Annotated in this window: 16 protein-coding genes; 13 read left to right on the plus strand and 3 right to left on the minus strand. The window is 46.7% G+C overall.

What is annotated here, in order from left to right:
* Positions 1-69 precede the first annotated feature (69 nt).
* A complete protein-coding gene (locus tag QWY22_RS02755; protein WP_300982924.1) occupies positions 70-927 on the plus strand; it encodes an SDR family oxidoreductase in 858 nt (285 codons plus the stop codon).
* Positions 928-950: 23 nt separating this feature from the next.
* Here QWY22_RS02755 and QWY22_RS02760 read toward each other — a convergent pair whose 3' ends face one another.
* Positions 951-2,132 carry an MFS transporter gene (locus QWY22_RS02760; protein WP_053166003.1) on the minus strand — a complete coding sequence of 394 codons (1,182 nt, stop codon included), beginning with the start codon at positions 2,130-2,132 and terminating at the stop codon, positions 951-953.
* 318 nt (positions 2,133-2,450) lie between these two features.
* Here QWY22_RS02760 and QWY22_RS02765 point away from each other — a divergent pair, with 318 nt between their 5' ends.
* The gene (locus tag QWY22_RS02765; protein WP_268794757.1) at positions 2,451-2,582 is read left to right on the plus strand and encodes an Lmo0850 family protein; all 132 of its coding nucleotides are present in this window, start codon (positions 2,451-2,453) and stop codon (positions 2,580-2,582) included.
* A 38-nt stretch (positions 2,583-2,620) separates the two neighbouring features.
* On the opposite strand, the gene QWY22_RS02770 is transcribed toward QWY22_RS02765, so the two are convergent.
* Positions 2,621-3,808 (minus strand): FtsW/RodA/SpoVE family cell cycle protein, encoded by a 1,188-nt coding sequence (locus QWY22_RS02770; protein WP_300982927.1) that lies wholly within the window; start codon positions 3,806-3,808, stop codon positions 2,621-2,623.
* Between the two features lie 162 nt (positions 3,809-3,970).
* Here QWY22_RS02770 and QWY22_RS02775 point away from each other — a divergent pair, with 162 nt between their 5' ends.
* The 7 genes from QWY22_RS02775 (at position 3,971) to QWY22_RS02805 (ending at position 12,379) form a co-directional block, all read left to right on the plus strand.
* The gene (locus tag QWY22_RS02775) at positions 3,971-4,741 is read left to right on the plus strand and encodes a hypothetical protein (protein WP_300982929.1); all 771 of its coding nucleotides are present in this window, start codon (positions 3,971-3,973) and stop codon (positions 4,739-4,741) included.
* A 196-nt stretch (positions 4,742-4,937) separates the two neighbouring features.
* The gene (locus QWY22_RS02780; RefSeq protein WP_300982930.1) at positions 4,938-6,008 is read left to right on the plus strand and encodes a D-alanine--D-alanine ligase; all 1,071 of its coding nucleotides are present in this window, start codon (positions 4,938-4,940) and stop codon (positions 6,006-6,008) included.
* A 13-nt stretch (positions 6,009-6,021) separates the two neighbouring features.
* A complete protein-coding gene (locus QWY22_RS02785) occupies positions 6,022-7,380 on the plus strand; it encodes a UDP-N-acetylmuramoyl-tripeptide--D-alanyl-D-alanine ligase (RefSeq protein ID WP_300982932.1) in 1,359 nt (452 codons plus the stop codon).
* Between the two features lie 140 nt (positions 7,381-7,520).
* The gene (locus QWY22_RS02790; RefSeq protein WP_300982935.1) at positions 7,521-8,219 is read left to right on the plus strand and encodes an alpha/beta hydrolase; all 699 of its coding nucleotides are present in this window, start codon (positions 7,521-7,523) and stop codon (positions 8,217-8,219) included.
* A gap of 335 nt (positions 8,220-8,554) precedes the next feature.
* Positions 8,555-10,066, plus strand: a complete 1,512-nt coding sequence (cshA, locus tag QWY22_RS02795) for a degradosome RNA helicase CshA (protein ID WP_300982936.1) — start codon at positions 8,555-8,557, stop codon at positions 10,064-10,066.
* A 293-nt stretch (positions 10,067-10,359) separates the two neighbouring features.
* Positions 10,360-10,839, plus strand: coding sequence for a PH domain-containing protein (locus QWY22_RS02800; protein WP_300982937.1), 480 nt, complete (start codon positions 10,360-10,362; stop codon positions 10,837-10,839).
* The gene (locus QWY22_RS02805) at positions 10,832-12,379 is read left to right on the plus strand and encodes a PH domain-containing protein (RefSeq protein WP_300982938.1); all 1,548 of its coding nucleotides are present in this window, start codon (positions 10,832-10,834) and stop codon (positions 12,377-12,379) included. The genes QWY22_RS02800 and QWY22_RS02805 overlap by 8 nt, the downstream gene beginning before the upstream one ends.
* A gap of 94 nt (positions 12,380-12,473) precedes the next feature.
* Here QWY22_RS02805 and QWY22_RS02810 read toward each other — a convergent pair whose 3' ends face one another.
* Positions 12,474-13,082 (minus strand): rhomboid family intramembrane serine protease, encoded by a 609-nt coding sequence (locus tag QWY22_RS02810; protein WP_300982939.1) that lies wholly within the window; start codon positions 13,080-13,082, stop codon positions 12,474-12,476.
* 68 nt (positions 13,083-13,150) lie between these two features.
* On the opposite strand from QWY22_RS02810, the gene acpS reads away from it, so the two are divergent.
* From acpS to QWY22_RS02825, 4 genes are all read left to right on the plus strand, one after another.
* Positions 13,151-13,501, plus strand: coding sequence for a holo-ACP synthase (acpS, locus tag QWY22_RS02815; RefSeq protein ID WP_300982940.1), 351 nt, complete (start codon positions 13,151-13,153; stop codon positions 13,499-13,501).
* A 20-nt stretch (positions 13,502-13,521) separates the two neighbouring features.
* On the plus strand, positions 13,522-14,625 hold the full coding sequence (alr, locus tag QWY22_RS02820) for an alanine racemase (protein ID WP_300982941.1): 1,104 nt from the start codon (positions 13,522-13,524) through the stop codon (positions 14,623-14,625).
* Between the two features lie 98 nt (positions 14,626-14,723).
* On the plus strand, positions 14,724-15,008 hold the full coding sequence (locus QWY22_RS19620; protein ID WP_036807376.1) for a transcriptional regulator: 285 nt from the start codon (positions 14,724-14,726) through the stop codon (positions 15,006-15,008).
* Between the two features lie 4 nt (positions 15,009-15,012).
* A complete protein-coding gene (locus QWY22_RS02825; RefSeq protein ID WP_036807373.1) occupies positions 15,013-15,363 on the plus strand; it encodes a type II toxin-antitoxin system PemK/MazF family toxin in 351 nt (116 codons plus the stop codon).
* Positions 15,364-15,415 lie beyond the last annotated feature (52 nt).

Consider the following 15,415-nt stretch of genomic DNA (forward strand, 5'->3'; position numbering starts at 1 on the left):
TTCAGGTTTAGCTGTGGATTCAAAGGGAAAAATGCCAAAGACATGAAAAATCAGAGAGGATGAAGCAAAATGGAAAAAGACAAACCAGAAAACTTGCCGCCGCAAGAACAGGAACGCCAACCGGGCTTTGAATCCAAAATGACGCCAGAGCCTGATTTTACCGGCAATCTCGCTGGAAAAGCACAGCGTTTGCCAGGGAAAACGGCATTGATTACCGGTGGGGACAGCGGCATCGGACGCGCAGTTGCCGTAGCTTTTGCAAAAGAAGGGGCAGACGTCGCCATTGCTTATCTGGATGAACATGAAGATGCAGAAGAAACAAAGAAGTATGTTGAAAAAGAAGGGAAGCGCTGCCTCCTGATTGCTGGCGATATCGGCGATGAAGCATTCTGCCAGGAAGCCGTGCAAAAAGTGATCGATGAATTCGGTCAATTGGATATTCTCGTCAACAATGCCGCCGAGCAGCATCTGCAGGATTCGTTGAAAGACATAACGGCGGAGCAATTGGAGCGGACGTTCCGGACAAATGTATTCGGCATGTTCCACGTCACCAAAGCAGCGCTCGACCATTTAAAACCGGGCAGCTCGATTATTAACACCACTTCCATCACGGCTTTCCAGGGAATGCCGACTTTGATCGACTATTCTTCTACAAAAGGGGCCATCCTATCGTTCACACGCGCCTTGTCCGGATCCCTTGCAGAACAAGGAATCCGCGTCAATGCCGTGGCGCCTGGGCCAATTTGGACCCCGCTAATTCCAGCCTCGTTCCCTGCGGAACAGGTAGAGAGCTTCGGCAAGAATACGCCGCTTGGCCGTGCCGGCCAGCCGGATGAACTGGCTCCGGGCTATGTTTACCTGGCGTCAGATGACTCGTCTTACGTAACCGGGCAAGTGTTGAACATCAATGGCGGTACGCCAGTTTAAGAAAAAGTGAAAAAGCAAGCGCCTCATGAAGAGGTGCTTGCTTTTTCATTTGTCTGCAATGTTTTAGCGGAGCTTCTGTAGACGATGATCAACCCGATGCTAAGCAAGGCCAACAGACCCGACAAGTAATAAATCGATCCGGATTGGAGCGTCAGGAGCCAAGTGAAAAACAGCGGCCCGATGATGCGGCCCATATTATCCATGGAATAAGTCATGCCGGCGGCAGTTCCGTATTTACCACCGGATTCTTTGGATGTAAGTGATACGAGTACGGTTCGGGCAAGTGCGTTGCCGGCAGTAAAAATGCTGAGGGCAATACCCGCGAAAACCAGGTTTGAAGTGAAGGGCAGCAAAAACAGTCCTGCCGCCGTCACGATTTGGGCGCCGATGATCCATTTGGTTTCCGTGCCGTCTTTGACCCGGCGGACAACGCCTCCCTGGATGGCGGCATCAACAAACCCGCTGGCCATAAAGAGGTAGCCGAGCTGCAGCGGTGTAATTTCGATCTGGTCGATTTGAAACAGCTGGAACGTTGATTCCAATCCAGCCAGCAGGAAAGTTACCGTAAACGAGAACAGGAACAAGTAACGGATGCGGTAGTTCCAAAGCATGGCGGCACCTTGCGGCAGCAGCTTCCGTTTGACCGCTTCCCCTGAACGATCCGGTTCTTTTAAAACGATGCCGGCATATACCATCAGCGCGAGCACCAGGACGGCAGATGCAGTAAACGGCAATGAAAGGGATACGGCACCGAGCAGCCCGCCGATTGCCGGGCCGAATATAAAGCCCAGGCCGATGGACATGCCAAGCAGCCCCATGTATTTATTGCGCTCTTCCGAAGTGGTGATATCCGCAACATACCCGGTTACGGCTGTGTAAAGGGCACCCGAGAACAACCCGCCAATGATGCGCGATGCGTACAATAAAACCAAATGGTCGAGGAATAAGGAAAATAAAAAGAAGCTCAGGCTGAAACCGGCTAAACCGGTTAAAATCAATTTTTTGCGTCCGACGTTATCAGACAGCCGGCCCCAAAGCGGTGCGGTGAAAAACGATGCGAGGGCATAGATGGTAATCAGGCCGCCTACGTGGATATCTGCATATCCCTGCTGGACCACAACCTCCGGCAAAACCGGAATAATAATGCCGAAACCCAGATAAACGAAAAATTGGACAGACATCAACAACAAAATGGTTTTTTTCATGTGAAACTCCTGCTTTCTAAAAGGCTCTGCTTCTATTTTACCTTTGTTCAATAAGAACAACAATCCAGTAAAAATCAAGAAGAGAGGAACCAGGCGAAGGAGGACAACGGAGCGGCTGCAAAAAAATTCAAGGCTGACTCTTTTCCGGACAAGCATTTACAAATTTTTTACTTTGTCATCAAAATGAAAAGTTTAAAGTTCTGAAAAGATGGTATTATATGCATAGACACAGAAAAGTCAACTATTAACCCATACATACGAAACTGACTGTCATTTTAAACGTCAATAACAGTATGAAAATATAAAGAGGTGATCTGGATGGCGAAAGACGTTGAAGTTCGCAAAATCGTTTCAAATTTATCGAAACTGGGAATCCAAGTAAACATCACAAAATCTCGTGTAGAATTATTGAAAGCTCTGGCTTTGCCGCAAGCACCGCAAATTCAATAATGAATGCAAAAAACTCCGACGCCCAGCGTCGGAGTTTTTTAATCGATTTCTTTATCGTTGCCAAACATATAGTTGCGGTGATGAAACTTCATACTGAACACGATGCCGACGGCCAGCATATTCCCGATCAGTGAACTTCCCCCGTAGCTGATGAACGGAAGAGGGATTCCGGTAATCGGGAGCAGCTGAATTGTCATGCCGATATTTTGGAAAACGTGGAACGTGATCATGGCAATGATTCCGGCACAGACGTACGTGCTGAACGTGTCTTTAAACTGAAGCGTGATTCTTGTTAAGTGGTAAATCAGCATAAAGAATAGGATAATGACGGCGCTGGCTCCGACAAATCCGAAATCCTCCGAAATGACAGTAAAGATAAAGTCGGTGTGATTTTCCGGAACATACACTTGCCGGCCTTGATAGCCTTTTCCGAACACTTCGCCTGAACCGATGGCGTTCATTGCAGCGATCAAATTATAGCCGCCTGACTCTGCGTAGGAATAAGGGTCGAGCCACGTGTATATCCGTTCAAACATATACGGTTTCAAACCGAATGCACTGGATAGAAAATCCTGCATATAAAGGGTCATCCATAAAAGGAGTGCTCCAATTATTGCTACGCCGCCGAAACTTGGAGCAATAATTTTCCAGGTAATGCCCGAGACTATTGTCAACGCAAGCGTGATGGCAATAAAGACAAGCGCGGTGCCCAAATCGGGCTGAAGCAGGATAAAGCCGAGCGGAATCATCAAACAGAAAAGGATTTTTCCAAGCAGAATCAAATCGGTCTTCATCGTCTTTAACGGGTTTTTTTCATGATGGGAAGAAATCATTTTTGCTAAAGCTAAAATATAGAAGGTTTTCATAAATTCTGCCGGCTGGATATTGACAAACGGCGTATGGAACCAGGCTTTTGCGCCGTTGACAGGTTCCGCAATTTGGCCAGGTCCGTCGGGTGAGACCATTAGCACGATCAGGAGAAAGATGCCAAGCCCGTAAAGGTAATAAGCCATCTTTTTATACTGTTCAGGATCGAAGTACATCAGCACAGCAATCATACAGATGGAAATAAAATAAAAAAGAGCTTGCCTTGGCACAAAATTCGTCAAATATTGGCCTGATGTTTGGGCTGAAGAAATGGCAATCAAAGAAACAGCGAAAAAGAGAAACAATATAAAAGCGAGCGGCCAATCAATGCGATCGGAAAAGCTCTTGTTAGTATGCATTTGCGTTCACCTGTACTTTTTTAGGATTGAGAGTCGGTTTACATTATAGCGTATTCTCAGCGAATGTGCCTATACCAAAAGTAATGACGCAAATAGAGCTAGGATGTTTCATATTTCATTGGAATGGTCGTATAATGTAAAAAGGAGATTGGAGTGGGGGATATGGTCAAAAAACCGTTAAACGCGGATTATTACATACAGCATTTATACATTTATCTAAATGAAGCCGATCAGTTTGCTCTTTTTAGTGGCTTAACCTTTGCCCAATTTTTGGACGCTATGAAGATGCCCAAAAATCTCCTGTTGCTCAAACATCCATATGAAGACGCTTCGTTCAATATGCATACTTACATGGAATTTGTTGGACAAGAAGATTTTGTGCAGCTTCGAAAAGCGCTGGCTCATAAAAAAAGCGAATTTTGCTGGATTGATTTTAAAAACGAGAAGCAATTAAATTCTTTGACTCCCCAAGAGCAGGCCGAGCTGTTGTATATTGGCCATAAAAAAGAAACAGTGCGCCCTCCTTTTTACGCAGATTTACAAAATGAGTTTGTTTATTTATCGAGCGAAGAAGAGCAGACAACTAAAATTTATTTCCGCTACATGGAACGATTGAATGAGTTGGTCGGCAATTACTTTACCCAACTGATCCGCAAAGAAACGAGCGGGCAGAATTTCTGGCGCCGCAAACCGAAAGACCTGGTACCGGAAGTGCCGCGGGAAATTTTGGCTTCGTTGAAAAACGATTTCCGTGAAGGGGCTTTGATTTCGCTTGCAGACCCTGAAAAAACAAAGAACACGATTGAATTGCATATTCGGTCAGTCGAAGAGATTTCGTTTTTGGATGAATTTTGGTCAGATATCGGAGATTACACAAAACAGGAAGTCACCCGCAAAATCATTTTCGACCGGAAAACGAAGCAATGGAGATAATACCCGGAAACGGGTATTATTTTTTTGTCTGTATAACTAGGATATAAAGCTGATATGCGGAACTATTTGGGCCGCTGCCCGGAAAAAATTTTTCGTCTTTCGCTGTTCGTGATAAACTAAGCAATATGCAAAATGAAATTAAGAACATGAAAAGCGCCGAAGAATTCGGAACTGGACATAAGCGGAGGTTTAACGGATGAAAAAACGTATTGGTTTACTATATGGTGGCAAATCGGCAGAACATGAAGTGTCGCTTTCCACTGCGCTGGCAGTTACAAATGCTTTAAACTTTGAGAAGTATGAAATATATCCGATTTACATTACCCAAGAAGGGGAATGGGTAAAGGGTCCAATGCTGGAAGGACCGGCTCAGACAATTGAACAGCTTCAATTGGCGGAAGGCTCGTCTCATCCACATGACATTTCCGGTTTCTTGCCTGAAGAAGCTGAAAAAAGCCTGGAAGTCATTATTCCGTTGCTGCATGGACCAAATGGAGAAGACGGCACGGTTCAAGGATTGCTGGAAGTGATGAATTTGCCATATGTGGGCAACGGAGTGCTGGCATCTTCTGCCGGCATGGACAAAGTTGTAATGAAGCAGCTGTTTGAAATAGCCGGTTTAAACCAAACGCCTTATGTGTACTTTATTCGCCGGGAATGGCACAACGACCAAAATTTCTGGGTGAACAAAGTGGCAAGTGAACTGAAATGGCCGGTTTTTGTCAAACCTGCTAATTTAGGTTCAAGCGTCGGCATCAGCAAAGCGGAAAACGAACAGGAACTGGTTGCAGCCGTAGAAGAAGCTTTGAAATTCGACCGCAAAATTGTGGTTGAACAAGGCGTCGCAGCCCGTGAAATCGAAGTCGGGGTGCTTGGCAATGATGTGCCGGAATGTTCGGTTGCCGGAGAAATCAAGCCCCTTAAAGCGTTTTACGATTACCAGGCGAAATACAAAGACGGCAATACCGCGATGATTATTCCCGCAGAACTGGACGAAGACGTTTACGCAGAACTTGTGGCTTCAGCGAAAAAAGCATTTAAAGTACTGGATTGTTCAGGCCTTGTCCGGGCCGATTTCTTTGTGACGGCGTCAAACGAGATTTTGATCAACGAAGTAAACACCTTGCCGGGCTTTACGCCGTTCAGTATGTTCCCGCTGTTATGGGAAAACACGGGGCTGCCTTACCCGGAATTGATTGAACGCCTGATTGCCTTAGCCATTGAACGTTATGAAGACAAGCAATTATTGCAAGTAAAAATGGATTGAGTGGAGATACCTGATGAAAAAGAAGATTGAAGAACTGGCCAAATGGCTTGATATAAAAACGAATTTTAAAGGAATTGAAATTACAGGTGTTTCGATCAACACCCGAACGCTTCAGCCTGGCGATTTGTTCATTCCGTTCCGCGGAGAAAATACCAATGGGCATAAATATGTCCAGCAGGCGTTTGAAGCAGGGGCAGCTGCCGCACTTTGGCAGCAGGATGAGCCAAACCCGCCAAAAGATTTGCCGCTGCTGATTGTTGAAGATCCAAAAACGGCGCTTCAGGAAATGGCGAGAGCGTACCGCGATGAACTGTCGACTGTGGTCATCGGCATTACCGGATCGAACGGCAAGACATCAACAAAAGATTTAGTGGCGAGTGTATTAAAGCCGTATTTTAAAGTGCAGAAAACACAAGGCAATTACAATAACGAAATCGGCTTGCCTTTGACAATTTTGTCGTTGGATGAAGATACGAAGTTTGCGGTGTTGGAAATGGGCATGAGCGGTTTTGGTGAAATCGAGTTTTTATCCCTGCTTGCCCGTCCGGATTATGCAGTGATCACGAACATTGGTGAAGCCCATATGCAGGACCTTGGTTCCCGCGAAGGCATCGCCAAAGCGAAATTCGAGATTACGGCTGGATTGGAAACCCACGGGAAATTATTCTACGACGGCGATGAGCCATTGCTTCAGCCTTTTGTCGAAGATTTCCCTCAAGCTGTATCGTTCGGATTTGATAATAATAACGAGCTGGCAGTTACCGATATCAAAGCAACTGAAAACGGCAGCAGTTTTCAGGTCAGCGGAATTATCGATGCGCCGTTCTCCATTCCGGTTCTCGGTGAACACCAGGTGAAGAACACATTGTCCGCCATTTTGATTGCGCTGGAAGCTGGTTTGTCGGAAGAAGACATCCGCAAGTCGTTGAAGAATGCGGCATTGACCGATATGCGCATGCAGATCATTCCTGCAAAAAACGGTGCAACATTTATCAACGATGCATACAACGCAGCGCCTTCTTCCATGAAAGCGGCATTGAATTTTGTGCGGGAAACGACCATGAAAGAAGACAAGTGGCTTGTCCTTGGCGATATGCTGGAACTTGGCGACACCGAACAGGAATACCACGAAGCCATTCAAGCCTCCATTTCGGAAGATATCCACGGGGTTTGCTTGTACGGGCCGCGCATGAAATGGCTTTATGAGAAAATGAAAGACACTTACCAAGGGCAATTGATCTGGAGCGAAAGTGATTACGTGCCGATCGTTCAATTTTTAGAAGAGCGCATTACAGCGGATTCACTGATCCTTGTTAAAGGATCCCGCGGCATGGCACTTGAACGGGTGGTTGAACCTTTTATCGAGAACTAACAAACAGCGGGGGACTTTGCCTCCGCTGTTTTAAATTATCCGGAAAACCAGTTCTGCCAGATCCAAGATGTGGGATCTACTATAGAAGATAAAGCTTTTGAAGTCAGAGGGATGATCTTAAAGGAAGTGAGGAGAGTTGCTTGAAGACAGGAGTTTTGTGCATTCACGGGTATACCGGCGGGCCTTACGAGGTGGAGCCGTTTGCCGAGTTTATTGAAAAGCATACAGATTGGGTAGTGGAAGTGCCGACGCTTCCGGGCCACGGCAGACAGTTGAACCTGCGCGGAACAAAAGCCGAACATTGGATGATGGCAACAGAAATTGCGCTGCGGAAGCTGAAAAGAGAAACGGACCGGGTCATAATCGTCGGCTTTTCGATGGGCGGGCTGATCGCCATGTATCTGGCCCTGCGCTATAAAGTGGAACGACTGGTGCTGCTGAGCGCAGCGGCCAAGTATATTAGTGCGGCCCAGCTCTTGGCGGAGATGAGAGAAACAATGGCCGATGCCGTAAAAGGGAATTTAAAAGACAATGAGTTTTTCCAGCAATACAAATACAAATTGACGCATACACCTCCGGGATCGACAGCGGAGTTCCTGAAAGTGGTCAAAATGGTGGAACCGCATTACCAGCAAATCAAAGCACCGGTTATCATTGTACAAGGGAGAAAAGACGGCATTGTCCCAGTTTCGGCGGCTGAGCATATTTACGACAACATCGGTTCTCAAGAAAAGCACATTATCCATTCCGACTCCGGCAAGCATTTGATCTGTTATAGCGAAGATTGCGACGATTGGTTTATGCAGGTCCTTGGATTCATGAAAAAGGGCGCAGAGTAAACTGATTATTAGAACCTTTGCGTATTGATTGCAAGTACTTGGAAATCGTGCTATTCTAATGAAAGCAATGGATACATTTTTGAGACACTCTTCCCTGTGAAGAGTATTTTTTTGAGCAAAACGGTTTGTTCTACTTATTGGGCATGAAAAAACCCGCCGATCAGACCGCTCGGCAACGCCCGAGCTTTTTCTGTTCACACATCCCCTCTGACTTAAAACTACAGAGTATGATTTTCGACGTGAAACTTCCTCATAAAGGCTCGACTTTGTCACGATTTCATCTAAAATGTACACCATTTGTAAATAAGATGAAGACAAAAGGAGATTGAAAAAATTTGGTAAAATTTTCAGAGTTAAATATTAGCGAAACAACTTTAAAGTCCGTACGACGCATGGGGTTTGAAGAAGCAACACCAATCCAGGAAGGTACGATCCGTCTTGGCATGGAAGGCAAGGACATTATCGGGCAAGCACAGACTGGTACTGGTAAAACAACTGCTTTCGGTATTCCGTTGATTGAAAAAATCGACACTAAAGATGGCAACGTCCAAGGTTTAGTTATCGCACCGACACGCGAATTGGCTATCCAAGTTTCTGAAGAACTTTACAGACTGGGCCAAGATAAAAACGTGCGCATCCTTTCAGTATACGGTGGCCAAGAAATTAGCCGTCAAATCCGTGCACTTAAAAACCGCCCACAAATTATCGTTGGTACACCTGGACGTCTTTTGGATCACATCAACCGCCGTACGCTTAAATTGGACAATGTAAACACATTGATCCTTGACGAAGCGGACGAAATGTTGAACATGGGCTTCATCGAAGACATCCAAACAATCATGTCAAGCGTTCCAGAAGAGCGCCAGACTTTGTTGTTCTCAGCAACTATGCCGGATGCAATCCGCCGCATTGCAGAGAAATTCATGAAGACTCCAGAAATCGTAAAAATCAAATCAAAAGAAATGACTGTTGAAAACATCGAGCAGTTCTATGTTAAATCGGTAGAACGCGAAAAATTCGACATCCTTTCACGCCTAATCAACGTTCAACAACCGGAACTTGCAATCATTTTTGGTCGCACAAAACGCCGGGTGGACGAATTAGCAAAAGCTTTGAATATCCGCGGCTATGTAGCTGAAGGAATTCACGGTGACCTTAGCCAAGCAAAACGTATGTCTGTATTGAAGCAATTCAAAGCAGGCAAAGTCGATATCTTGGTTGCAACTGACGTAGCAGCTCGCGGACTTGATATCTCAGGCGTATCACATGTATACAACTTTGATATTCCACAAGATCCTGAAAGCTATGTTCACCGTATCGGCCGTACTGGCCGTGCAGGCAAAAAAGGAGTCGCAGTCACGTTTGTAACACCACGTGAAATGGGCTACTTGAGCATCGTTGAACGCACAACTAAGAAAAAAATGGAAGCTTTGATCCCTCCGACTGCTGACGAGGCTGTATTAGGCCAAAAACGCGTTGCGATGGAACAATTGCAAGAAATGACTGAGAAAAACAACTTGGGCGACTACCGTACATTTGCGGCAGAAATGCTTGAGAAGTTCGATGCAGTTGATTTGATTGCAGCAGCTCTTAAAACAATGACAAAAGAGCCGGAAGATGTACCGGTTTCTATCTCTGAAGAACGCCCATTGCCATCCCGCGGAGGCGGCGGCTATAAAGGCAAAGGTGGACGCAGCAGTGGAGGCGGCGGCTATAAAGGCAGCCGTTCTACTGGATCAGGCCGTCCATCTTCAAGCCGTTCAGGTTCAGGCGCTGGACGCCGTCGCGAAGGCGGAAGCGGAAGCGGTGCAGGCCGTCCGGGACGCACTCGCCGTCACGAAGGTTAAGAAAAGCGGAAGCGCCTGTTCAGCTCCGACAGGCATAAGGCAGACCAGCGAAGTGGCGCTCTTTGCCACACAGCTGGGTTGACTTATGTCCTGAGGAGCTCGGCACTGGAGTCTGGACACAGATACACGTTATCTACAGACTTATGCATATTTTAAATAAAAGGCGGATACGAAACAGGAAACTGTTTTCGTATCCGCCTTTTTTGCGTCGCGGTTCTCAGGTACAATAAGAGTGAAACCCATTACCGTTAACATCGTATAGTAAAGCAAGATACGCGAATGGAGAGAAGCGCATGGAGCATCAACCAAAAAACCAGATTTCCAGAAAAGGATTAAGGGTTTGGCGATTATACGGAATGATTCAAACGGCCATCCTCGCAGTCCTGATGATTGGAGCCGGAGTACTCACTTACTTTTTTGATTGGCCCCAGTGGCTTTATGCTGTTTATGCAGCAATTGTAATTGTATACGGAACTTTATTCATTTACTTATTTCCGAAAATCCGGTGGGAACGCTGGCGCTATGAAGTGCGCGAACAGGAAATTGAATTGCAGCACGGCTTATTTATTGTGAAGCGGACACTGGTGCCAATGGTAAGAGTCCAACACGTCGATACCGAGCAAGGCCCGATTTTGAGAAAATACGATTTGGCCGAAATCTCGATCTCCACTGCTGCGACCACGCATACCATTCCGGCTTTGATTACAGCGGAAGCAGATGAACTGAGAGCGAGAATTTCTGTGCTGGCAAGGGTGGCGGAAGACGATGTCTGAAACCTACTATAAATTGCATCCGGTCTCGGCGCTGATCAACTTCGTCAAAGGGCTAAAAGAACTGATCGTTCCGTTTCTGGTCGTATTCGGCGTCAATCTTTTCCGGGACGGCGGCATCAGCGGAATGTTCAATCAAGGGTGGCAAGGGCTGATTCCGGTGCTGATTGGATCAGTTGTGCTGGTATTTGTCCTGATTGCCGGAATCATTAAATGGAAGCGGTTTGTGTATTGGTTTGAAGATGGCGAACTGCGGATTGAATACGGATTGTTCGTCAAGAAAAAGCGTTATATTCCGTTCGACCGCATTCAAAGCCTCAATTACACGGAAGGGATTTTTCACCGGCCGCTTGGTTTGGTGAAAGTGAAAGTGGAAACGGCCGGATCTGGAAAAGTTGGGCAAGCCGAAGCGGAATTGACCGCTATTTCCCGGGAAGATGCAGACCGCATTGAGCGGAAAATGGAAGAAGCGAAACGTGGCGTCCAGCGGGAAACAGCAGTGGAAAGCGATTTGGCTGCGGTGGAAGAGCCGGTTGTGGAAGAAAAGAAACCCGTTAAGACGCTGTACCGGATGACAATGAAAGAACTTTTGGTGCTTGCGACCACTTCCGGCGGAATCGGAGTGGTGCTGTCAGCCGCCGCTGTTTTTCTGTCCCAGTTTTCCGAATTGATTCCTTATGACGCGATTTATGAAGAAGTCATGCTGTTTCTCCGGTTTGGCTATTTGATTGTGGCACTGACCATTTTTGTCGCCTTGTTGATTGCGTGGGTGATTTCTGTCATATTGGCCATTTTTGCGAACTACCATTTCACCATCCAAACGGATGAAGATCATATTTACCTAACCAGGGGATTGCTGGAGAAAAAGAAAGTATCGGTTCCCTTCAAACGGGTGCAGGGCATTAAGGTTTCACAAAATCCGCTGCGTGAACTATTCGGCTATGCCACGGTAACTGTAGAAAGCGCCGGCGGATCCATCGGGGATAAAGATGAAAAAATCCGCTTGTTCCCGTTGGCTAAAAAATCGACGATGCTGCCGGTCCTGCAGGAGTTGTTTCCGGACATGGACTGGGAACCGGTTATGGCAAAAGCACCTAAACGAAGCGTCCATTTTTATTATCGCCTCGATTTTCTTTGGATGGTGCCGTTCGTTGCGGCAATCGGCTACTATTTCTACCCGTACGGCCTGTTTGCTCTGCTGATTGTACCGGTTATTGTCTTATTGGGCATCTGGCAGCACAAGACGGCTGGCTACGCTTTAGCGAATAAGCAATTGACGATGCAGTTCCGAGGGTTCAGCAAGCATACTTTCTTTATGATGAAGAGAAGAGTGCAGGCGATCGACGTGACCCAGAGCTATTTCCAGCGCCGAAAAAGCTTAGCTTCCATTCAATCGACGATTAAATCGGGAATGATGGGTGCGACGGCGCGGATTGAGCACATGGAAAAAGACGATGCCAGCCGCATTCTCGCCTGGTATGAACCCTCTGACCAGAGAGCTGCCAATGCAGAAAAAAGTCAGCCGGAGTTATTTTCCGGCTGACTTTTTAGCTTGCAGGCAAATGATGGATTAGGCGTTTCTTTGTCCAGGCTCGAGCGCTTGTCGGGACTGAACAGGTGCTTCCGCTTTTCTTTACTTATCTTTTCTTTTTCCAGCTGACAATCCGTTTCGGGTGGAAATAACTTAATCCGATCAGGAAACCGGCGATCAACCCAGCGATATGCGCAGTGGCGTTGACGTTTGGCGTCAGGAAAGTCATGATTATACTTATGACGATAATCGGGAGTATAATTTGTCTGAGTTGAGGCAGCGCCCGGCGTCCGTAATACAGAAGGGCTCCGAAAGCACCGAAAATGCCGAAGATTGCTCCGCTTGCGCCTACGTGCAAGTAGTCCAGTGGCTGCAGCAAGTAAGTGGCAAAAGTTCCGGCAAATCCGGCTACTGCATAAATGGTGATAAACCGGACTTTACCCGTCAGCCTTTCCAGTTCAGGTCCAAATAGAAACAATGAGAACATATTAAAGAGCAAATGCATAATGCCGCCGTGAAGGAACATCGGCGTGAACAGCCTCCACCATTCTCCGTCGGCAATCATCGCATTAGAGCCAACTCCGTAATAAAAGATACGGCTGCCGAGAATAGGCACCCAAGTGAGGACATGCACCAGCAGATTAAGCGCAATCAAAGTCGACACAACTGGATACAAACGCAGATACTGTTTGAAACTTTCTGTGCGAATAAACATTTTGTCACCTCGATTTCATACAAGTTATTATACCTTCTTAGTGTTTGCGATTGAAAGGAGAAACAATTATGATTATTGGAATCGGTTTGGATATTGTGGAACTCCACCGGATTCGGAGGCTCGACAATAGGTCTTCCAAATTCCGGGAACGCATTTTGACGGAACGGGAACTCACTGAATATGCCGGGTTGTCCGACAAGCGCAAAGTGGAATTTCTCGCTGGGCGTTTTGCCGCGAAAGAAGCTTTTGCCAAAGCTAACGGCACCGGCATCGGAGAAATGTGTTCATTTGCCGATATCGAAATTCAAAAAGACGAAAAGGGCAAGCCGAGCATTTATTTCCGGCAGCAGGAAATCGGCTTTGTTTCCATCACCCATACGAAAGAATACGCTGCTGCTCAAGTTGTTTTACAATCTTAAAAAGTAAGCGGGGATATGACATGACAGAAAACTATAGACCAACAAAAGCGGTCATTGATTTGGGCGCAATCGAAAAAAACCTGGCCGCTTTCAAAGAACGCAGCCAAGGGGCCGAATTGATTGCAGTGGTAAAAGCGGATGCTTACGGCCATGGCGCAATCGAAGTGGCTAATCGTGCAGTAGAGAGCGGCGTGCAGTTTCTGGCGGTGGCAACACCGGACGAAGCGCTGCACCTCCGGAACCACGGCTTCCAAACAAAAATTTTGGTGATGGGCGCCACGCCGGCATCATTCCTCCCGGTCGCGCAAAAAGAAGAAATTGAGGTGGCTGCTATTTCACTGGAATGGCTCCAAATGGCAGCCGCTGCTGTGAAGCCCGATCTTCCTTCTTTGAAAATTCACCTGAAAGTCGACACCGGTATGCGACGGGTAGGGGTTCTGACAGAAGAGGCGCCAACAGCCATCGAATTGATCCGCCAGTACCCATTTGAATTTACCGGCATTTTCACTCATTTTGCTACGGCGGACGAAGAGTCAGGTGAGCTGTTCCAGCGCCAAGTGCATGAAATGAAGGCCGTTATCGATCAATTGGACGACCCGCAAGTGTTGGTTCATGTGTCCAACAGTGCAGCGGCCATCATGCATCCGGAGCTGGCTTACGGCGCCGTTCGCATCGGCATTTCGATGTATGGCATTGCCCCGTCCCCTTATGTAGAGGAAAAGATGCCGTTCCAACTGGTTCCGGCTCTTAGCCTTGAAACGGAAGTGGTCCATGTGAAAAAAGTGAAAGCTGGCGAAACCTTGAGTTACGGCGCGACTTACCGCAGTGAAAAAGACGAATGGATTGCGACGCTTCCAATCGGCTATGCGGATGGCATGCTGCGTGGGCTTCAAGGGCAGGATGTCTTAATTCGGGGAGAACGGATGCCGGTTGTCGGCCGCATCTGCATGGATCAGTGCATGGTTCGTTTAAACGAACAAGTGCCGGTTGGTGAAAAAGTGCAGCTTATCGGCAAACAGGGAGACGGCTTGGTCCGAATTGACGAGTGGGCAGAGAAACTTGGGACCATCCCCTATGAAATCCCGTGCATATTGACGAAAAGAATCCCTCGAATGTACCATTAAAAGCTTCGATTGCCAAAAGAACCTTTTCACGGCAGCACTTCGATGTTAAGATGGAAGGGTGAGCCAGAGAAAGAACGGTATTTTTGGAGGTGTCGGCTGTGTACGAGAGGTCAAAGACAAAGAAAGTGGTAGTAAAACTGCCAAAACAACTGTTATCAGAGTTGACTACTCATTCAGATGAACTCATTCAAGAGCGCGGAGACTATGTTTACGTGTCCACGCAGCGGGTAATAAAAAATGTATACGATTCACATCATATTCGAGAAGCAATGATCAAGGGCTACGTGGAGATGTCACAAATCAATTTATCAATCGCTTGTGAATGTTCTCATGCCGAGTACGAAGCGGAGCACACGACCGTGCGACTTGTAAGCGGAGGGTGACAATTTGATTGTAAAACGTGGTGACGTTTTTTTTGCAGAACTTTCGCCAGTTGTCGGGTCTGAGCAAGGCGGGACCCGTCCTGTATTGGTGATACAAAATGATATAGGAAATCGGTTCAGTCCAACTGTTATCATTGCAGCGATTACTGCGCAGATCCAAAAAGCGAAATTGCCGACTCACGTTGAAATCAATGCGAAAAAGTATGGTTTTGAACGTGATTCGGTCATCTTGCTTGAGCAATTGCGGACCATTGATAAATCTCGTTTGACTGACAAAATTACCCAGCTTGATGATGAGTTGATGGAAAAAGTGGACGAAGCACTTGAAATCAGTGTCGGCCTTGTAAAGTTCTAAGCATACATACTCCTGAAACACCCGAAGAATGCATTCTTCGGGTGTTATTTTT

This window comes from Planococcus liqunii (genome assembly GCF_030413595.1).
Classification (GTDB): domain Bacteria; phylum Bacillota; class Bacilli; order Bacillales_A; family Planococcaceae; genus Planococcus; species Planococcus liqunii.